The sequence below is a fragment of the Variovorax sp. OK212 genome (genome assembly GCF_900112425.1).
In the GTDB taxonomy this organism is placed as follows: Bacteria; Pseudomonadota; Gammaproteobacteria; order Burkholderiales; family Burkholderiaceae_C; genus Variovorax.
Genome location: NZ_FOLP01000039.1, coordinates 1 through 20,217, shown reverse-complemented (window position 1 = coordinate 20,217; position 20,217 = coordinate 1). Strand labels below are relative to the sequence as shown.

At 70.0% G+C, this 20,217-nt stretch carries 15 protein-coding genes and 2 pseudogenes; 6 read left to right on the top strand and 11 right to left on the bottom strand.

Annotated elements, in window-relative coordinates:
• From BM004_RS39760 to BM004_RS39725, 8 genes and pseudogenes are all read right to left on the bottom strand, one after another.
• Nucleotides 1–229 (bottom strand): annotated as a pseudogene (locus BM004_RS39760) (3-hydroxy-3-methylglutaryl-CoA reductase); the annotation flags it as partial.
• Between the two features lie 50 nt (nt 230–279).
• Nucleotides 280–1,047 carry an enoyl-CoA hydratase/isomerase family protein gene (locus BM004_RS39755; RefSeq protein ID WP_093222323.1) on the bottom strand — a complete coding sequence of 256 codons (768 nt, stop codon included), beginning with the start codon at nt 1,045–1,047 and terminating at the stop codon, nt 280–282.
• Nucleotides 1,047–2,279 (bottom strand): CaiB/BaiF CoA transferase family protein, encoded by a 1,233-nt coding sequence (locus BM004_RS39750; RefSeq protein ID WP_256220304.1) that lies wholly within the window; start codon nt 2,277–2,279, stop codon nt 1,047–1,049. Before BM004_RS39750 ends, BM004_RS39755 begins: the two co-directional genes overlap by 1 nt.
• 34 nt (nt 2,280–2,313) lie before the next feature.
• The gene (locus tag BM004_RS39745) at nt 2,314–2,985 is read right to left on the bottom strand and encodes an ABC transporter ATP-binding protein (RefSeq protein ID WP_093222321.1); all 672 of its coding nucleotides are present in this window, start codon (nt 2,983–2,985) and stop codon (nt 2,314–2,316) included.
• Nucleotides 2,985–3,746: an ABC transporter ATP-binding protein gene (locus BM004_RS39740; protein ID WP_093136393.1), complete on the bottom strand. Its 762-nt coding sequence runs from the start codon at nt 3,744–3,746 to the stop codon at nt 2,985–2,987. Before BM004_RS39740 ends, BM004_RS39745 begins: the two co-directional genes overlap by 1 nt.
• A complete protein-coding gene (locus BM004_RS39735; RefSeq protein ID WP_093222319.1) occupies nt 3,743–4,699 on the bottom strand; it encodes a branched-chain amino acid ABC transporter permease in 957 nt (318 codons plus the stop codon). Before BM004_RS39735 ends, BM004_RS39740 begins: the two co-directional genes overlap by 4 nt.
• Complete coding sequence (locus tag BM004_RS39730; protein ID WP_093222316.1) at nt 4,699–5,604, bottom strand: branched-chain amino acid ABC transporter permease; 906 nt, start codon at nt 5,602–5,604, stop codon at nt 4,699–4,701. Before BM004_RS39730 ends, BM004_RS39735 begins: the two co-directional genes overlap by 1 nt.
• A gap of 26 nt (nt 5,605–5,630) precedes the next feature.
• On the bottom strand, nt 5,631–6,965 hold the full coding sequence (locus tag BM004_RS39725) for an ABC transporter substrate-binding protein (RefSeq protein ID WP_093222314.1): 1,335 nt from the start codon (nt 6,963–6,965) through the stop codon (nt 5,631–5,633).
• A 201-nt stretch (nt 6,966–7,166) separates the two neighbouring features.
• Here BM004_RS39725 and BM004_RS39720 point away from each other — a divergent pair, with 201 nt between their 5' ends.
• From BM004_RS39720 to BM004_RS39705, 4 genes are all read left to right on the top strand, one after another.
• Nucleotides 7,167–9,275, top strand: a complete 2,109-nt coding sequence (locus BM004_RS39720) for a helix-turn-helix domain-containing protein (RefSeq protein WP_177206789.1) — start codon at nt 7,167–7,169, stop codon at nt 9,273–9,275.
• 81 nt (nt 9,276–9,356) lie between these two features.
• Complete coding sequence (locus BM004_RS42445) at nt 9,357–10,517, top strand: HD-GYP domain-containing protein (protein WP_093136380.1); 1,161 nt, start codon at nt 9,357–9,359, stop codon at nt 10,515–10,517.
• Nucleotides 10,518–10,522: 5 nt separating this feature from the next.
• Complete coding sequence (locus BM004_RS39710; RefSeq protein ID WP_093222309.1) at nt 10,523–14,929, top strand: response regulator; 4,407 nt, start codon at nt 10,523–10,525, stop codon at nt 14,927–14,929.
• 134 nt (nt 14,930–15,063) lie between these two features.
• Nucleotides 15,064–15,510, top strand: a complete 447-nt coding sequence (locus tag BM004_RS39705; protein ID WP_093136375.1) for an SRPBCC family protein — start codon at nt 15,064–15,066, stop codon at nt 15,508–15,510.
• A gap of 25 nt (nt 15,511–15,535) precedes the next feature.
• Here BM004_RS39705 and BM004_RS39700 read toward each other — a convergent pair whose 3' ends face one another.
• Both BM004_RS39700 and BM004_RS39695 read right to left on the bottom strand, forming a co-directional pair.
• Nucleotides 15,536–16,009: a GAF domain-containing protein gene (locus tag BM004_RS39700; RefSeq protein ID WP_093222306.1), complete on the bottom strand. Its 474-nt coding sequence runs from the start codon at nt 16,007–16,009 to the stop codon at nt 15,536–15,538.
• 104 nt (nt 16,010–16,113) lie between these two features.
• A complete protein-coding gene (locus BM004_RS39695) occupies nt 16,114–16,347 on the bottom strand; it encodes a hypothetical protein (RefSeq protein ID WP_177206788.1) in 234 nt (77 codons plus the stop codon).
• A gap of 329 nt (nt 16,348–16,676) precedes the next feature.
• Between BM004_RS39695 and fusA the strand changes: the two genes are divergently transcribed.
• Nucleotides 16,677–18,737: an elongation factor G gene (gene fusA, locus BM004_RS39690; RefSeq protein WP_093222305.1), complete on the top strand. Its 2,061-nt coding sequence runs from the start codon at nt 16,677–16,679 to the stop codon at nt 18,735–18,737.
• 183 nt (nt 18,738–18,920) lie between these two features.
• Nucleotides 18,921–19,886 (top strand): hypothetical protein, encoded by a 966-nt coding sequence (locus BM004_RS39685; RefSeq protein WP_143072681.1) that lies wholly within the window; start codon nt 18,921–18,923, stop codon nt 19,884–19,886.
• Nucleotides 19,887–20,011: 125 nt separating this feature from the next.
• On the opposite strand, the pseudogene BM004_RS39680 reads toward BM004_RS39685, so the two are convergent.
• Nucleotides 20,012–20,217: pseudogene (locus BM004_RS39680) on the bottom strand (3-oxoadipate CoA-transferase); the annotation flags it as partial.

Sequence of the window (20,217 nt, the reverse complement as noted above, 5' to 3'; positions counted from 1 at the left end):
CGAGGTACTCGCGCCCGTTCACCAGGAAGTTGCCGGCCACGCCCAGCGGCAGCTCGAAGGTGCCGATGACGTTCTCGACCATGCCGTTGGCGCGCGCCAGCGGCAGTGCGCCGGGCGTCTTCAGCAGCGCGGTTTCTTCAAGCGTCAGGCCGGTGACGGTGGCGACGTGGTCGAGGCGCTGGGCCGGCGTGAGCGCGCGGAAATTGGGAAGGCGGGAGTCTTGAACCATGGGCTGTCCTGAATGGATGAAATGAGTGAACGAATGAACGGAAGGCGGCTTCAGCGCGCCGTGGACCGGTCGCGCGACAGGAAGCGGCGCAGCCCTTCGCGGGCCTCGTCGCTGGTGAAGGCGCGCTGGCCGAGCACGGCCTCGCGGCGGAAGGCTTCGTCGAAGGGCAGGTGCCCGAGCGTGAGCGCCGCCTCCTTGATGACCGACACGGCCACCCGCCCCTTCTTCGCAATGCCGCGCGCGTAATCGAGCGCAACGGTCTCCAGCTGGCCGGGCGGCACCACGCGGTTGAGCAAGCCCATCTCCGCGAGCCGGCGCGCCGGAAAACGCTCGGCCGTGAGCATCAGCTCCATCGCCAGCGCATAGGGAATCTGGCGCACCAGCCGCACCAGCGTGCCGCCGGCCGGCGTGAAGCCCAGCGAGGCTTCAGGCAATGCGAAGACGGAAGTCTCCGAGGCCACGCGGATGTCGGCCGCCAGCATGATCTCGAAGCCGCCGCCCATGCACAGCCCGTTGATGGCGGCCACCACCGGCTTGTGGAAGCCGGGCTGCTTGATGTGGGCGCCGTCCCATTCCGAGATGTCGAAGCGCCCCTCGGCCAGCGCGGGAATCGACTCGCCCAGGTCGGCGCCGACGCAGAAGGCGCGCTCGCCGTTGCCGCCGAGCAGCACCACGCGCACGTTCGCGTCGTCGTTGGCGCGCACGAAGCACTGCGCGAGCTCGTCGTACATGGCGAGCGTCAGCGCGTTGAGCTTCTCGGGACGGTCGAAGCGCACATGCGCAATGCCCTCGCCGTCCACCGCGTAGGAGATTCCCATCAGATCACCCCCTCGGCCACGTAGCGGTCGTAGTCGGCCTCGGCGACGCGCAGCCAGCCCTTGAGCACGACCTCGTTGTGCTCGCCGAAACCGGGTGCGCTGCCGACCGCGCGCGCCGGCGTGGCCGACAGCTTCATCGGGCTGCCGAAGGCCTGCACCTGCGCGCCGTCGACCTGCGTCGGCACGAACATGTCGCGCGCTTTCAAGTGCGGGTCGGCCACCACTTCGGCGATGGTCTTGATCGGCGTCATGGGGATGGTGTCGCCGGCCATGGCCTCGAGCTCGGCCTTGGTGTGCCGCGCGCACCAGCCCTGCACGATGGGCTGCACGCGGCGCGCATAGGTCGCGGGATCGAAGCGCTTTTCCATCGTGTCGATCTCGGGGTCGGCCACCAGCGACGGCTCGCCGAAGATGCGGCACGCCTCGCGCCAGAACTTGTCGGTGTAGGCGCCGAAGAAGACGAAGCCGTCCTTGCAGGCGTACTGGCCGTACGGCCGCACGAACGGGTGGTCGTTGCCCAGCGGCTCGCCGACCACGCCGTCCACCGTGTAGTTGACGATGGCGTGCTCGGTCAGCGTGACCACCGCGTCCTGCTGCGCAACGTCGACCCACTGGCCTTCGCCGGTCTGGCGCGCATGGATCACCGCCGACAGCGCGGCAATGGCCGCATAGAACGACGCCGACAGGTCGCCGATGATGGTGCCCACGCGCAGCGGCGGCGCGCCCTTCTCTCCGTTCAAGGACCACAGCCCGCCGGTGGCCTGCGCGCTGTTGTCGTAGGCCGGCCGGCGCGAGTTGGGGCCGGTCTGGCCGAAGCCGCTGATCGACACGTAGACCAGCCGCGGGTTGCACGGCTTCAGCGCCTCGTAGCCCAGGCCCATGCGCTCCATGGTGCCGGGGCGGAAGTTCTCCACCAGCAGGTCGGCCTTGCCCACCAGCTCGCGCAGCAAGGCGCGGCCCTGCGCCGACTTGAGGTCCAGGCTCACGCCCAGCTTGTGGCGGTTGTACTGCGCGAAGAAGGCGCTGGCCTTGCCGGTGTCGCCCTGCACGAAGGGCGGGAAGGTGCGCACGTAGTCGGGCTCGGCCGGGTTCTCGACCTTGATGACGGTGGCGCCCAGGTCGGCCAGCATCATGGTGCAGTAGGGACCGGCCACCACGCGGGTGACGTCGATCACCACCATGCCGCGCAGCGGTCCCTCGCCGAGCGGAAGCTGCATTGATTCAGTACTCACTTGTGTGTTCTCCGTTGGGATGCATGTCGTGCGTTCAGGCCGCGGCTGAAGTCGTCTCGGAGACGGCGCCGCGCTCGATGTACAAGGTGCGGCTCTGCACCGCGTCGAGCAGCGCCGCGTTCGATTCCGTCACCACCACGCACAGCTGCGGGTGCGACACCCGCAGCGCGCGCAGCGCGTCGCCGTACTGGCGCGCCAGGGCAGGCGCGAGCCCCTGGAAGGGTTCGTCGAGCAGCACGAAGCGCACGCCGACCATGAGCGCGCGCGCGAGCGCAACGATCTTTCCCTGGCCGCCGGACAGCGCCGCGCCGGAACGCGAGAGCATCGGCTCGAGCTGCGGGACGCTGGCCAGCACGGCGTCGATGCGCCGGCCGATCTCGTGGCGCGGCAGCCGCAGCACCTCGCACGGCAGCGCGATGTTCTGCGCGACGCTCAGCGTCGGCAGGATCACGCGGTCTTCCGGCGCGTAGCCGAAGCCGGCCGCGGCGCGCCGCGACGCGGGGCTGCGCGTGATGTCCTGGCCGTCGAGCAGCAGCCGGCCCGCGCGCGGCGCCACCAGCCCCATGACGGCGCGCAGCAGCGTGGTCTTGCCCGCGCCGTTGCGACCGACCACGGCGACCGTCTGGCCCGGCGCGAGTTCGAGGTCGACACCGCGCAGGACCGAATGGCCCGCCAGGTCGATGTTCATGGATTCGATGCGCAGCATCAGCGTTCTCCCAGCACTTCGCGGCGCACCAGCGGGTCGGCGAACACCTGCGCGGGCGTGCCGTCGGCCGCGATGCGCCCGTCGATCCACGCGGCAACCCGCGTGGCGTAGCGGCGCACGATCTCGACGTCGTGCTCCACGAACCAGCTCGTGACCTGGCGCTGCTGCAGGGCGCGCATCAGCGTCTGCATCACGCCGTGCTTGTCTTCCGAAGACACGCCGCTGGTCGGCTCGTCCATGATCACCAGCTTGGGCTCCAGCATCAGCGCGATGCCCACGTCCAGCAGCTTGCGCCGGCCTTCGGGCAGCACGGTGGTGGGCGTGTCGGCATGGGCGCCGAGCTCGACCAGCTCGAGCATCTCGCTCACCGCGCGCTGGTCGGCCGCGCGCGACAACGGGGTCCAGCGCGACAGCAGGCCGCGGCGGCTCACGGAGGCCAGCTCCAGGCACTGCCGCACCGTGTGGTCGAGGAACAGCTGCGGCAGCTGGAACGAGCGGCCCACGCCCAGGCGCGCGATCTGCCGCGGCCCCTGGCGCGTGATGTCCAGGTTCTCGAACAGCACGCGGCCGCTGTCGGGCTTGATGTAGCCGGTGCAGATGTTGATGAAGGTGGTCTTGCCGGCGCCGTTGGCGCCGATCACCGCCAGGTGCTCGCCACGCGCCAGCGAAAAGTCGATGCCGTCGGCGGCGGTGATGCCGCCGAAGCGCAGCGTCAGCGCCTCGGTGCGCAGCAGCTCGCCGGCTTGTGTCGATGCGTTCATCGGGCCTCCTGCGGCTGTTGCGTTCGCGGTGCGCGCCGGAACCAGCCGACGATGCCCTGCGGCGCGAAGAAGATCACCACGATCAGCGTGGCACCGAGCAGGATCTGCCAGGCGTTGGTGAAGTACGCGGCCGCCGCGAGCTTGATCAGCTCGAACACCGCCGCGCCAAGGAAGGCGCCCACGGCATGGCCCGAGCCGCCAAGAATGGCGATGAACACGTACTCGCCCGAGCGGATCCAGTAGCCGCTCTCGGGCGTGACCAGGCTCTGCACCAGCGCCAGCAGCGCACCGGCGAGCCCCACCAGTCCCGCCGACAGCACGTAGCCTTCGGCCAGCACCCGGCGTGCCGACAGGCCGATGTACTCCAGCCGTGTCTCGTTGGTGCGGATCGCCACCAGCACCTGGCCCGACGAAGAGTCGAAGTAGCGCTGCACCATCCACGTGACGGCCACGGCCAGCGACAGCGCGAGCAGCAGCATGGCCAGCTCGAACTGGCCGCGCTCCAGCGCAATGCCCAGCAGCGTGGGCCGCTCGAAGCGCAGGCCGTCGGTGCCGCCAGTCCATGCATAGAGCTTGCCGGCCAGCGAGAACAGCACCATCGAGAGGCCGAGGTTGAGCATACCGAAGAAGATGCCGCGGTAGCGCGACACGAAGGCCGCGATCAGCGCGCCGCACACCAGGCTGGCGAGCACGCCCGCCGCAATCGCGAGCACGCCGTCGGCGCCCGGGAAGGCTCGCACGGTGAACGCGGTGGCATAGCCGCCGATGGCCGCGTACATGGCGTGGCCGAACGACACCTGCCCCGCGCGCATGAGCACCGTGAGGCCCAGCGCGGCCAGGCCGAAGCACAGGAAGGTGATGATCGGCATGCGCGACGAGGGCAAGGCCCAGCCGGCGCCCGGCAGCAGCAAGACGGCGAGCACCAGGGCCGCGAGAGAGATCGGTTTGCGCATCAGATCCTCCGCGCCGCGGTGACGGAGAAGAGCCCGTGCGGACGCACCAGCAGCACCGCCACCATCATCAGGTAGGGCATGACCACTTCGAGCTCGGGCAGCGTGTACACGGCCAGCGAGCGCGCCATGCCGATCAGCACGGCGGCCACCAGCGCGCCGGTGATCTGGCCGAGCCCGGCGGTGGCGATGACGGCGAACGAGGTCACGATCATCTCGGCGCCCAGGCCGGGCACGAACGACGTCATGGGCACCGACAGCGCACCGCCCAGCGCGCCGAGCGCTCCCGCGAGCGCGAAGGTCAGCGTGCCGACACGCGCCGCGTTGATGCCCAGCGCGGTCGCGACTTCGCGGTGGTGGATGACCGCCACGATCTGGCGGCCCGCCGTCGAATGGCGCAGCAGGAACTGCAGGCCCCCGTAGGCCAGCAGCGCCACGCCCGGAATGAACAGGAGCTGGTAGTTCATGAAGGTCACGCCCAGCAGCTCGGTGGTGCCGAGCCGCGTCGCGAGGTCGCCCGCGTTGACGGGCGTGGCGCCCCACACCATGCGCTGCACGTCCTCGAGCACCATGAAGGCCGCGAAGGTGACGAGCAGCTGCAGCACCGGGTCGCGGTCCTGGAAGTGGCGCAGCAGGCCGCGCTCCAGCAGCGCGCCCAGGCAGCCGCCGACCACCGCGGCCGCGACGAACAGCGAGCCCACCAGCACCAGCGTGGAAGAGGTGTGCGGCAGCAGCCACGCCAGCAGGCTGGCGGCGCTGTAGCCGCCGAAGGCATAGAGGCTGCCGTGCGCCACGTTGATGACGCCGAAGACGCCGCAGATCAGCGTCAGGCCCAGCGAGATGAGGAACAGCAGGCCGGCGTACGACAGGCCGTCGACGGTGGCGAGCAACAGGAGATTCGGATCCATGAACAGTGGGCGTCCCGTGTCTCTTGTCAGTCGCCCACGCGCCGGATCTGCGGGCTCTGGACGAGCGCGGGCTTGAGGGTCTTCACCCACTCGGCGGACTTCTGGCCCACGGGCGGCGTGAGGATCTCGGCCGGGTAGAACGAGAGCTGGCGCGCCACCGGGAACGGCTGCGACGCGTCCTTGGCCGTCACGCCGTAGAGCTGGCCCTGCAGGGCCTGGCCGTCTTCGCGAAGGCGGATCGGGCGCGAGAGGCCGCGGTACTCGAGCTTGCGCAAGGTGGCGGCGAGCTGGTCGGTGGTCGGCCACTGGCCCTTGTTGTCAGCGAGCGCCTGCTTGTAGGCACCGGTGGCCGCCTTCAGCGCCTGCACCATGTGATAGACGGCGAAGTTGGGGTACGCGCCGGTGCGCTTCTTGAACTTCTGCACGAAGGCGCGCGCCTCGGGGTCGTTCGCGAATTCGGGGTCCGCAAAGTAGCCGTCGCCGACGAAGCCGACGATCACGCCCGGCGGCACCGCGTCGCCGAGCCGCTCGAGCGACGAGTCGGCCAGCGGCAGCACGAACTGCGACGACTTGAGCAGCCCGCGCTGCGAGGCCTGGCGCAGGAAGGTGTCGAGGTCGCCGCCCCAGGCGGTGGACAGCACCACGTCGGGCCGCAGCGCCTGCAGCCGCGTGACTTCGGTGGAGAAGTCGGACGCGCCGAACTTGGGGAACAGCTCGGCCACGATCTTCACGTCGGGCTTGAGCGCGAGCAGCGTGTTGCGGAAGATCTCCCACGAGTCGCGGCCCCAGGCGTAGTCCTGGTTCACCACGGCGAGCGTCTTGAAGTCGGGCTTGGTCTTCAGCAGGTGCAGCACGGCGGCCACCATTTCCATGGTGCCGTTGGGGCCGGTGCGGAACACGTACCTGTAGCGGCGCTCTTCGAGCACTTTCTCGGTGGAGCATTCCCACAGGATGTTGATGACCTTGAGGTCTTCGGCCACCGGCGCCAACGCGTTGCAGTAGCCGCTGGAGATGGCCGACAACATCAGCTTCTCGCCGGGCTCCTGCGCCAGGCGGCGGTACTCCGAGAGGAACTTGTCGGCGCCCTGCCCTTCGTCGATCCAGGTGGGGCTCAGCCTGGTGCCGTCGATGCCGCCGGCGGCGTTGAAGTCTTCGATCCACATGTCGGCCGCCGCCTTGGCGGGCGCGCCGAGCACCGAGGCCGGGCCGGTCATGAAGGTGCTCATGCCGAGCTTGATTTCGGCGGGGCGCTGAGGCTGGGATTGCGGCTGGGATTGCGGCTGGGCCATGGCGACGGTGGCGGCTGTGGCGAGGGCGAACACGGCCGTCCCCCACGCCATGAGTGTGGCAAGCGATTTCACTGAGTTGTCTCCTGTGGTCTCTCACTGTTAATGTGCGAGTGCATGAATCATGTCGATCGCGTCCGCGATCTCCTATGGCGCATCCGCACACCAGATCGACTGCCTTATGGGCGATTCGCACATCAGCCAACCCACAGCACGTTTTTCGTCAGGGTTTGCACTGAGTTTTACTGCCCGCAGGGCACACGTCGGGAGAGGTCTTTGACAACATCGGAATCGGTCGCGCGCCAGGGCCGCGCAACCCTGGGCGAGCAAGAGGCGCACACCGCCTCGCTGGTGCCCGCGGAACTCCAGTCGGAGCTGCTCGCCATGCTCCAGCGCAATGCCAGCGCGCGCGAGTTCGACGACATGCTGGCGCGCGTGGAGACCACGGTGCACGACCCGGCCCAGCGCTCGCTGCTGGCCGGCAGCATCCGCGCCGCGGTGGCGGTCTGCGAGCAGCAGACGCTGCAGCAGCGGCGCGAGCGCGGCCTGCTGGTGGTGCTGGAGAGCGCGCACGACCTCACGTCGATCCGCGACCTCGAGCTGGTGCTGCAGGCCATCGTGCGGCGCGCGCGGCAGATCTTCTCGGCCGACATCGGCTACCTCACCAACTTCGACCGCGTGCGCAACGACTTCTACATCCGCGCGACCGAGGGCGCGATTTCCGAGCGCTTCAAGAACGTGCGCGTGCCACCCGACCACGGCATCTGCGGCCATGTGCTCAAGCACAAGACGCCGTACCACAGCAGCGACTACCTGACCGACCACGGCTTCGCGCACGAGCAGGGCATCGACCTGGCGATCAAGGACGAGGGCGTGCAGTCGCTGCTGGGCGCGCCGCTGATGGTGGGCAACCACTGCATCGGCGTGCTGTGCATCTGCGACCGCCAGCCGCGCCGCCATGCGCCATGGGAAGTCGCCATGCTCTCCACGCTGGCCGCGCAGGCCGCGGTGGCCATCGAGAACGCCCGGCTGTTCCAGGAGGCGCAGGTGGCGCTGCAGCGCGCCAGCGACGCCAACGCCTCGCTGCACCGGCAGGCCGAAGAGATCCAGACCGCCGCCGAGGCGCACGAGCAGATGACGCGGCTGGTGGCGCGCGGCTGCAGCGTGGTCGACATCCTGAACATGGTGGCGTCGATGCTCGGCGTGCACATCGTGCGGCTCGACGAGGCCGAGCAGCCGACGCAGCACGCGACGGTCGCGCCCGCACACCTGGCCGCACACCTGGCCGCACACCCGGCCGGCGACCTGGCCGGCGACCTGACCGGGCTGCTGGCCCTCACCGAAATCCAGGACCAGGTGCACGGCGCGCTGACCGAAGGCCGGCGCTCGGGCCGTTCGCACGCGGTCGACGGCCACCCCGGCCGCCCCGAGCTCCACCTGCGCGTGGCGGCGCTGATGGGCGCCGACCGGCTGCTGGGCGCCATGGTCATGCTGTCGGACCGCGCGATGAGCGCCACCGAGATCCGCACCTTCGAGCGCGGCGCGCTGGTCGCGGGCGTGGTGCTGCTGTCGCAGGAGCGCAGCGAGCTGGTGGTGAGCGGCGAGTCGGCCGCGGCCATTCGCGCGCTGGTGAGCTGGCAGCAGGAATCGCTTGCGGCGCTGCAGCTGCGCACGCAGCCGCTGGGCCTGGACCTCAGCCTGGACCCGGGCCTGGCGCTGCGCATGGCCGTGCTCAGCGTGGAAGACCGGCACATCGAATACGCGCTGCGCCGCATGCGCCCGGCCGTGGCGCACGGCACGCTGCTGGAGGAATGCGAGGGCTTCATCGTCGCCATCTGCCCCGAGGCCGCCTTCGAGGCGCTGCAGTCGGCGGTGCAGGCCACGCTGCTGCCCGACGCGCGCCTGGGCGCCATCGGCGTGACCTCGGGCACGCTGACGCGGGTCGACGCCCTGCCCGACTGCTTTCGCGCGCTCAAGCGCGGCATCGACATCCTGCGCGCGCTGGGGCGCTCGCACGAGCTGCTGCCCGAGGCCACGCTGTCGATGTACTCGCTGCTGTTCGAGCAGCGCCGCGCCACGGACGTCACGGGCTTCATCGAGACGACCGTCGGCGCCCTGGTGCAGCACGACCTGCGCCGCGGCACCGACCTGGCCGGCACCCTGCTGGCCTACCTCGAGCACGCGCAGAACGCGAAGGCCACGGCCGACGCGCTTCAGATCCACGTGAACACCTTGCGCCAGCGGCTCGAGGCCATCGACAACCTGCTGAAGGACTGGCGCCTGGGCGGGCGCTTTCTCGAACTGCATGTGGCGCTGCGGATGCACATGCTGCGCAGGAAGGTGCATTCGCAGGCCCCGGGGGGCAGCGCGGCCACCGGCAGGTAGCGGCCGCGCCGGCGCTGGTCAGCGCCCCGAGATGCTGGCACCATGGGCGCCGCGCCGATGCGCGCAGGAGGGCCAAGCGCCATGACGATCGATACTTTGATCGACAAGCCGACGATTCTGGTGGTCGACGACACGCCGGACAACCTGACGCTGATGTCCACCCTGCTGCGCGACGAGTTCCGCGTCAAGGTGGCCAACAGCGGCGAGAAGGCGTTGCGCGTGCTCGAGGCCGCGCCGCTGCCCGACCTGGTGCTGCTCGACGTCATGATGCCGGGCATGAGCGGCTACGACGTGTGCATTGCGATCAAGGCCTCCGCGCGCACCGAGCGGGTGCCGGTGATCTTCCTCACGGCCCTGGACGGCCCCGAGGACGAGCGCATCGGCCTGGAGCTTGGCGCGGCCGACTACATCACCAAGCCGATCAAGCCCGCCATCTGCCTGCAGCGCGTGCGCAACCACCTGCAGCTCAAGGCCGCGGCGGACTTCCTGCACGACCGCAACGCCTACCTCGAAGAAGAGGTCTCGCGCCGCACGCGCGAGGTGGTCGCCGTGCAGGACGCGACCATCACGATGATGGCCTCGCTGGCCGAGACGCGCGACAGCGAGACCGGCAACCACATCCGGCGCACCCAGCTGTACGTGAAGGCGCTCGCGGAGCACCTGCGCGAGCATCCGCGCTTCGCGCATTACCTGTCGCCGCGCCAGATCGAGACGCTCTACAAGTCGGCGCCGCTGCACGACATCGGCAAGATCGGCATTCCCGACCGGATCCTGCTGAACCCCGGGCGCCTCACGCCCGAGGAGTTCGAGGTCATGAAGACGCACACCACCATCGGCCGCGACGCGATCGCCAGTGCGCAGGCATCGCTGGGGGTGACGGCGGAGTTTCTCGTGTGCGCGAAGGAGATTGCCTATGGCCACCAGGAGAAGTGGGACGGCAGCGGCTATCCGCAGGGGCTGAGCGGCGACGAGATCCCGATCTCCGCGCGGCTGATGGCGGTGGCGGACGTGTACGACGCGCTGATCAGCCGGCGCGTCTACAAGGAAGGCATGCCGCACGAGCGCGCCGTGCAGATCATTCATGACGGCCGCGGCGCGCATTTCGATCCGGACATGGTCGATGCCTTCCTTGCCATCGCCACGCGCTTTCGCGCGATCGCCGAGCAGCACCGCGACAGCGAGGCGGACCTTGCGGCCCAGACGGCGCAGCTCGAAGCGATCGCAGAGACCATCCGGATCTGAGCGGCATGCAAGCGCCGACCGGCGGATCGCTCGATGCCCGGCACATCGAGGCGCTGCAGCAGCGCTTCGAGCGCCGCTCGCTGACCTTCAAGCTCGTCGTCTCGCTGCTGCCGCTGGCGGTGGCGGTGTTCGTGGTCGGCGCGTACGGGCTGTATGCGATGCGCTCCGCGTCCGAGCGGCTGGAGCGCGTCTACCAGATCGACCTGCAGGCCTCGATCGATGCGAAGGAAGGCCAGGTGCAGATGGCGCGCCTGGGCCGGGCGCTGCAGCAGCTCGCGCTCACGGCGGAGCGCACGGGCCAGCAGAAGGCCCTCGGCGAAATGGCCGATGCGGAATCGCGGCTTGCCGACGCCATGGCCGACCTGCGGCGGCGCACGCTCAGCACCGAGGGGCTCACCCGGCTGCACGAGTTCGACCGGCAGTACCTGCTTCACCGCCACCAGCTCGACGACCTGATGGTGCTGGTGCGCGAGGGCCGCTTCGTCGAGCTCGCGGAGGCGGCGCGGCGCGACGAACTGATCGCCACCGCGAACGCGGCCGCGGCCGAGCTCGAGGGCATCGCCACGCTGAAGCAGGCCGACGCGGCGCGCCTGGCGGCGCAGGCGCGCGACCATGCGCAGCGCGGCACGTGGACGATCGCCCTGCTCGTGCTGGTGACCACGCTGATCGGCATTGCGGCGGCCTGGCTCACCGCCCGCTCCATCCGGCGGCCGGCCACGCGGCTGCGCCGCCATGTCGAGTCGCTGGCCGCCGGGCACTTCGATGCGGTGGTTCCGTACACCGGCTACGGCAACGACGTCGGCGACCTGGCGCGCACGATCGACACGCTGCAGACCGGCGCGCGCGAGATCGCGTGGCAGAGCCGCGTGAAGAGCGAAGTCGCCGAGCTGTCGACCGCGCTGCAGACAGCCGGCGATCCGGCTGAACTGGGGCGGCGCTTCTTGTCCCGGGTGGCGCCGGCCATGGGCGCCGGGCGCGCGAGCTTCTACCTGGCCGACGACGATGCGGGCCGGCTGGACCTGCTCGTCGGCTATGCGCTCGACGCGGACGCGCCCGCACCGGCCAGCATCGCCTTCGGCGCGGGCCTGGTCGGGCAATGCGCGCTGGAGCGCCGCATGCTGCGCATCGCGGACGCACCTGCTGGCTACGCCCGGCTCGGCTCCAGCCTTGGCGGTGCCGACGCGCGCACGCTGCTGCTGGTGCCGCTGCAGCGCGGCGACCGCCTGCTCGGCGTGCTCGAGTTCGCCGGCTTCGGCACCTTCGACGAAGAAGCCCTGTCGCTGCTCGACGCGGCGCTGCCGACGCTCGCAATGAGCCTGGAGATCGCGCAGCGCAGCGCCAGCACGCGGCGCCTGCTGGAAGCCAGCAGCGAGCAGGCCTCGCGGCTGGAGGCGCAGGCCGCCGAGCTGGAGGCCCAGCGCCGGCGCCTGGAGGCCACCGAGGCCTGGTACCGCGGCATCATCGAGTCCGCGCCCGACGGCATGTTGGTGATCGATGCCGACGGACGCATCGCGATCGCCAACGCACAGCTGGCGCGCATGTTCGGCTACCCCGACGGCTCGCTGGTGGGCCAGCGGGTCGAGGTTCTGGTGCCGGCGGCGTCGCGGCCGGCCCATGCCGGGTTGCGCGCGGGCTACCTGCGCGACGGGCGGGCGCGCCAGATGGGCGGCGCCGGTGTCGAACTGCGCGGCCGCCGCGCCGACGGCAGCGAATTCGCGGTCGAGATCAGCCTGGCGCTGCTGCCGGCCTCGCCGGAGCGGGCGGGCTTTGTCTGCGCGTCGGTGCGCGACATCACCGAGCGGCGGCGCACCGAGGCGGCGCTGGCCGAGCAGCGCACCGCCCTGCAGAACATCCTGGAGCGCAGCCCCGTCGCGATCGCGTTCACCACCGCCGGCGAGTTCCGCTACGCGAACCCCGAGTTCAAGCAGGCGTTCGGCCTGCACGAAGGTGACGACGGCGGTGCCCTGTACGCCGACCGCACCGAGCGCGACACCCTGGTCGAACGCATCGCCGCCGAAGGCTTCGTGCACGACGTCGAGCTGCGCCTGCGCGCGGCGGGCGGCGCGCTGCGCGACTATCTCGCCACGTTCATGCGCATGACCCACGAGGGCCGCGACGGCACGATGGGCTGGCTGGTCGACATCACCGAGCGCAAGGTGGCCGAGACCGCGATGCGCCAGGCCAAGGAGATCGCCGAGGAGGCGACCCGCGCGAAGAGCGACTTCCTGGCCAACATGAGCCACGAGATCCGCACGCCGATGAACGCCATCATCGGCATGTCGCACCTCGCGCTGCAGACCGAGATGGAACCGCGCCAGCACCACTACGTGGAGCAGGTGCACCGGGCGGCGGAGAACCTGCTGGGCATCATCAACGACATCCTCGACTTCTCGAAGATCGAGGCCGGCAAGCTCGAGCTCGAGCACACCGACTTCCGGCTCGAGGACGTGATGGACAACCTCGCGAACATGGTCGGCATGAAGGCCGAGGAGAAGGCGCTGGAGCTGCTGTTCGCGGTCGATGCCGACGTGCCGGGCGCACTGGTGGGCGACCCGCTGCGGCTCGGCCAGGTGCTGGTGAACCTCGGCAACAACGCGGTGAAGTTCACCGAGCGCGGCGAGGTGGTGGTGGCGGTGCGCGTGACCGCACGCGAGGCCGACACCGTCGACCTGCACTTCGCGGTGCGCGACACCGGGATCGGCATCGACGCCGAGCACCGTGACCAGCTGTTCCAGTCGTTCAGCCAGGCCGACAGTTCCATCACGCGCCGCTACGGCGGCACCGGCCTGGGCCTGGCGATCTGCAAGGACCTGGTCGCGCTGATGGACGGGCGCATCTGGGTCGACAGCACGCCGGGCGCCGGTTCGGTCTTCCAGTTCCACGCCCGCTTCGGCGTCCAGGCCCGGCCGGCGCCGCGCCAGGCGGTGCTGCGCGAGGCGCTGCGCGGCGTGCACGTTCTCGTGGTGGACGACAACGTCGCCGCGCGCGAGATTCTTGCCGCCATGGCCAAGCAGCACGGCCTGGTGGCCGACGTGGCCCGCGACGGCGAGCAGGCGCTGGAGCTGGCCCAGTCGGGCCAGCAGCGCGGCGTGCCCTACGACGTGGTGCTGATGGACTGGAAGATGCCGGTGATGGACGGCGTGGAGACGGCCGCGCGCCTGCACGAGCGGCTGCAGCCCGACATGCCGTCGGTCATCATGGTCACCGCCTTCGGCCGCGACGAGGCGCTGGTGGCCGCCGAGCGGCGCCGCGTGCAGCTCAAGTCGGTGCTGACCAAGCCGGTGACGGCCGCGGGCCTGCTGCGTGCCATTGCCGAGGCGCTGGGCCACGGCGTCCCGCTCGACGAGGCGTCGGCGCAGCCCGGGCGCGACTACGAAGGTGCGCTTGTTGCGCTGCGCGGCGCGCGGGTGCTGCTGGTGGAAGACAACGACATGAACCAGGAGCTGGCCGGCGAGCTGCTGCGGCGCTGCGGCATCGCGTTTGAGGTGGCCGCCAACGGCCGGGAGGCGCTGGAACTGCTGGCCCGCGACGACCGCTTCGACGGCGTGCTGATGGACTGCCAGATGCCCGTGATGGACGGCTACGCGGCAACGCGGGCGATCCGCGCCAACCCGCGCTGGGCGCGGTTGCCCGTGATCGCGATGACCGCGAACGTGATGGCCGGCGCGGGCGAGCGCGAACGCGCCGCGGGCATGGACGACCGCATCGCCAAGCCGCTGAACGTGCAGTCGATGTTCGTCACGATGGCGCGCTGGATCCGGCCGCAGGGCGGCCCGGCGGCGCTGCCCGGCATCGACCCGGACGCAGGGCTCGCCACCAGCGGCGGCGACCCCGACCTGTACCGGCGGCTGCTGCGGAGCTTTGCCGCCGGCCAGGCGGATTTCGGCGCGCGTTTTCGCGCCGCGCTGCAGGCAGCGGACCGGGAGGCGGCCACGCGCACCGCCCACACCTTGAAGGGAACCGCGGGCAACATCGGCGCGCGGCAGGTGCAGGCCGCCGCCGGTTCGCTCGAGCAGGCCTGCCTGGAGGGACAGGACGCCGTTGCGCTTGCGCCCCTGCTGCACGAGGCCGAGCAGGCGCTGGCCGGCGTGCTCGCCGGCCTGGTGGTCGTCGGCGATGCGGTGGAGGCGGCGCGGCCCGAAACAACGGACCGGACGGACCACACGGACCAGACGGACCCGACGGATCGGACGCCGGCGCCGGAACTGGCGACGCGGCTGAGGCAGCTGCGCGCGCTGCTGGAGGCCGACGACGGCTCGGCCGCCGACCTGGCCGAGCCGCTCGCAACGCAGGCGCGCGGCACGCCGTGGGAGCCTGCGCTGCAACGCGCCGCGCGGGCCGTTGCGGCATTCGACTTCGACGCGGCGCTGGCCGCGCTCGCTGAAATCGGCGACCTCTCGGCGGCCTCCTGATGCAAGCCAGCCGCGCCGCGCAGCCGGTGGCCGCAATGCCCGGGTTTTCCCTAGTCTCACGGCCTGTCGATTGTCAGCAGGCTCGTTCGACGTACCCATAGAGGGTCTTCCTCTGCACTTCAGGAGATAAAGCCATGGCCACCAACACCGTCCGTCTGCACCGCGTCCTGCGCGCCCCATCGGACCGCATCTACCGTGCGTTCGTCGAGCCCGGCGCGTTCGAGCGCTGGCTGCCGCCGTTCGGCTTCACCGGCAAGGTCCACGCCATGGAGCCCGTGGTCGGCGGCGCCTGGCGCATGTCCTTCACCAACTTCGGCAGCGGCCACGGCCACTCGTTCGGCGGGAAGTACCTGGAACTGGTCCCCGGCCAGCGCGTTGCCTACGACGCGACCTTCGACGACGCCAACCTTCCGGGCACCATGAAGACCACCGTGACGCTGACCGCCGTGTCCTGCGGCACGGAAGTGTCCATCGTGCAGGAAGGCATCCCCGAGATGATTCCGACCGAGATGTGCTACCTGGGCTGGCAGGAGTCGCTGGTCGCGCTGGCCCAACTGGTCGAGCCGAACATTCCGGGCTGAGGGCCCGCTGACCGGCGGCCAGGCCTCAGACGCCGGTGAGTTCGCTGGTCTCGGGGAGGTAGCCGCCCAGGAGCGCGGCGGCTTCCTGCAGGAACGCGAACTCTTCGTCGCCGAGCGACTGCGGCACCATGTCCAGGTGGCAGAAGGTGCCGTACAGCCCGCCCTGCGGGTTCGTCACGGGCAGGCCGCAATAACTCTGGACGTTGGCCTGGTGAATGTGGCCGTCGAGCCGGCTGTCCTGCGGCGAACAGGCCGTGCTGAACACGCCTTCGCCGACCGTGTAGCGGCAGAAGCTGTCGTCGAACGGCACCTTGTTGAACAGGGCCGGCACGGGCTCGCCGAGCTTGTCGACCACGACCATGCCGTAGAAGGCGTCGCCGTCGAACTTGTAGACGATGGTGTAGCGGTGAGGCACGCGCCGGTTGAGGAATTCGAGACCGGCCCGAAGGCCGGTACTCTCGAGAATGAGCTGCAGTTGAGCGAGCGGTGGCGGATTCATGGCGAAAGAGTGTGACAGACCGCTGCGGCGAACGCGCACGGGCGTCCAGCCGCAGCGAAGCCGACCAGGCTCCCGCGCGCCGCAAGATCGCTCTTTGCGCTCGACTATTCCGGTGCCACCTGTATCGCCTGCATCACCTGTACCGCCGGTGCCTGGGCTTCCTGCTGCAGGCCCTGCGGCGCGTCGGCCGGCGCCGCCGGTTCCAGCTCGCCCCGGTGGCTCTTGAGCGCGATGCCCTTCACGAGGTGGCGGGGTATATGGTGCGTCTTCAGCAACCGCGCCAGCGTCTCGCTGCGTGCTGGCTCGGCTGCCGGTAGAAACATGTGCAATGAGCTCATGGTGTCGTCCCGTGAACGCCAGGAAGAAGGGGGCCGGCCTGTGTCGGCCTTGGTGCGAAGCCGCTGGCCTGCGGGGGACCTCTGGCGTGGTCCGCCTGGCATTATGGGCGCCTGAACCGCGCCGTGGGCACAGCCACGCTGCCCGCATGGGTTCGGCGATTGCACGAAGGACGGCATGCCCGCGCGACACGCGCGGGCCGTCACTGCCCCGCCGGGAAACTCGCTTGCGTCGGCCCGGTCAATCCCGTACGCTGGCCGGGCGCCCGCGCAGCACCGAGCCCTTGCAGGCCGCCGGGCGCCTGCATGGCGGACGCCAAGGAGTCCATGCCATGCCAAGCCGATCGAACGGCCTTGCGGCCGAAATGGAAGCGGTACGAACACTGGCACTCGTCGGTGCCGCCGCCGCCGGCAAGACCTCCCTCGCCGAGACCCTGCTGCATGCGGCAGGCGCCATCGGCACCCGCGGCAGCATCGAACGCGGCAGCACCGTCAGCGACCACGACCCGCTCGAGCGCCGCCTGCAGCATTCGCTCAACGCATCGCTGATGCACCTCGAGCACAGCGGCACGCGGATCCACCTGATCGACACCCCCGGCGGCGCCGATCTGCTGGGCCAGAGCCTGCCCGCGCTGGAGGCGGTGGAAACCGCCGCCATCGTGGTCAACGCCAACGCCGGCATCGAGCCGATGACGCTGCGCATGATGGACTACGCAGCGTCGCGCCATCTCACGCGAATCATCGTGGTCAACAAGATCGACGATGCCGGTGTCGACCTGGCCGCCCTGCTGGCCGACATCCAGGCCGCCTGCGGCCGCGAATGCCTGCCGCTGAACCTGCCCGCGGACGGCGGCACTCGCGTGGTGGACTGCTTCTACAACCGCGAAGGCCAGTCCGACATCAGCAACGTCGACGCGGCGCACCGTGCGCTGGTCGAGCAGGTGGTCGAGGTCGATGCGGCCTTCGTCGAGCGCTACCTGGCCGACGGCGACGTCGACCCCGGCGAGCTGCATGCGCCGCTCGAACAGGCGCTGCGCGAGGGCCACCTGATTCCGGTCTGCTTCGTCTCGGCGCGCAGCGGCGCCGGCGTGGCCGAGCTGCTCGACGTGATCGTCAAGCTGCTGCCCAACCCGACAGAGGCCAACCCGCCGGACTTTCTGGTCGGCGAAGGCGCGGACGCCAAGCCGATGCAGGCCCGGCCCGATCCGTCGCTGCACGTGCTGGCGCACGTGTTCAGGGTCACGAGCGACCCCTATGTCGGCAAGCTCGGCATCTTTCGCGTGCACCAGGGCACGGTCGTGTGCGGCAGCCAGCTCTACATCGGCGACGGCCGCAAGCCTTTCAAGGTGAGCCACCTGTTCAGGCTGCAGGGCAAGGACCACGTCGAGGTGTCGCGCGCCGTGCCCGGCGACATCGTGGCGGTTGCCAAGATCGAGGAGATCCATTTCGATGCCGTGCTGCACGACGCGGCCGAGGACGACCACGTTCATCTCGCGCCGCTGGCGTTTCCGGTGCCGGTGCACGGCCTGGCCGTGGAGCCCGCGCGCCACGGCGACGAGCAACGCGCCTGGGAGATCCTGGGCAAGCTCACGGCCGAGGACCCGTGCCTGCGCATCGAGCATGTGGCCGCCACCAACGAAACGGTGCTGTACGGCCTGGGCGAGCTTCACCTGCGCATCGTGCTCGACCGCTTGCGCGAGGTCTACCGCTTCGAGGTCCAGACGCGGCCGCCGCGCGTCGCCTACCGCGAGACCGTGCTCGCGTCGGCCCAGGGCCACCACCGCCACAAGAAGCAGACCGGCGGCTCCGGCCAGTTCGGCGAGGTCTTTCTGCGCATCGAGCCGCTGGCGCGCGGTGCCGGCTTCCAGTTCGCCGACGAGGTCAGGGGCGGCGCCATTCCGGGCCAGTTCATTCCGGCGGTCGAGAAGGGCGTGCGCGAGGCGCTGGCGAGCGGCGTGATCGCAGGCTACCCGGTGGTCGACGTGCGCGTGGTCGTGTACGACGGCAAACACCACAGCGTCGACAGCAAGGACATCGCCTTCGCGACCGCGGGCCGCAAGGCCTTCATGGCGGCGATCCGCGAAGGCCGGCCGGTCGTGCTCGAGCCGATCGTGCAGATCGAGATCGTCATGCCCGACAGTTCCGTCGGCGACGTCACGGGCGACCTGTCGTCGCGCCGCGGGCTGGTCACCGGCACGTCGGCCATGGGCGCCGGCACCGCGGCAGTGCACGGCCAGGTGCCGATGGCCGAGCTGGCCAGCTACCAGTCGCGGCTCAACGCGATGACCAGCGGCCAGGGCCGCTACACCATCGCGCTGTCGCACTATGACGCGGTGCCCGCCCCCATCCAGCAGACGTTGATGGGGCAGCACCGGGTTCGTGAAGAGGACTGACGAAGCGGCAAGAGGCGGGGTGTTGCGCGGCTCGCTGAATCGGGACATGGGACGCGGGTTGGCGCGATGCCGGAGGGCATCGGCCTGATGCAGACCATGGCCAGACCATGGGCCGACCATGGGCCGAGCCGGCATTACAGTTCAGGAATCCCCTGCGCCCCGCCCTTTCCGGATGCATTTCCCATGCCCTGCTATTTCGTCCTTCGCAGCCCTTACCTGCCCTCCAACCGATGGGTCAAGAAGCTGGATGCAGCGTCCCCGCTCGCCTGGTTCCAGGATGTTTGGACGCGACTTCAGGCGGACGCGTCGCTCACGTGCAGCGACGTGTTGGGCATCGCGCACGTCTACGGCTTCGAAGGCTTCGCCGAGAAGGTGCGCAGCGGCGCGATTCCCGCACCCGTGAACGACGACGAGTTGCAGCAGTCGCTGTCCAGCAACTGGTATTCCAACAACGTCGAGACGCGAGACGGCATGGTGCTCATCGAAACCGATGACGACGAGGTCGAGCTCGCGTTCTGGTGGATGAGCGAAGCCGTGCTGTCGCGCCACGCCGGCCCGTTCTCGATCTACACGGTCGACTGTCTGCCGGATGGCGTGTCGAACGGCGATTTCGCCGCCGAGACGCAGACGGTGCCTGTCGGCGGCGGGGGTGGAGAAGGCGCTGTCTATGCGGTGTTCAGTACCGTGTGGGATGGCGCGAATCTGTCAGACCTGCCGGGGCCCGTCGAGATCGCGGGCGTCCGCTTGCCCGGGTTGGTCGCGTGGCTGGCGGGCGTCTCCCCCGATGTCGACCATCCGCTCGAGCTCGACTGGCTCGCGCTCGTCGCTCGCAGCCACCCCGACTTGAATGCCGCTTCGTTGCTCCGCCGCCTGGCGGAGGTGTCGCCCGAAACAGCCGCCGACAACGACGAGGGTATTCATGCAGGAAGTCTCTCGGCGCATGACCTGCACGAAAACGTCAAGTGGTTCCACACGCGGGAGCGGCAACCCGCGAGCGTTCAAGGCGGCGAGCACCATGTCGAGTTGCGACTCGACGACGGATTCAACCACCATGTGTGGATACTCTTCGACGACCTCTGGGCATCGTCGCACCCGGAGCTGGCACGCTCGATCCTGCGGTTCGCCGGGCCGCCCGGCGTGGCGTTCTAGTTGCCGGGGGCGGCGGCGTACGCGGACGATCGCTCCACCTTTGACGAGGTGATGGCACTTCGAGCTGCGGGCTAGCCTGCGGCTGTCGGCCAGGAGCGGCGTTCAGTGCCGAGCGTTCCGTTCGACTACTGAAGCGCCATCCCGATCAGCTTCTCGAGCTCTTCGCGGCTCAGGCCATCGACCAGATCGACGAGCTTCAGGCCCTGCGGCGTGCACTCGAGCGTGGCCAGGTCGGCGTACACGCGCTTGACGCAGGCGATGCCGGTCAGCGGGTAGGTGCACTCTTTCACCAGCTTGCTCGCGCCCTGCTTGGTCAGCAGGTCCATCATGA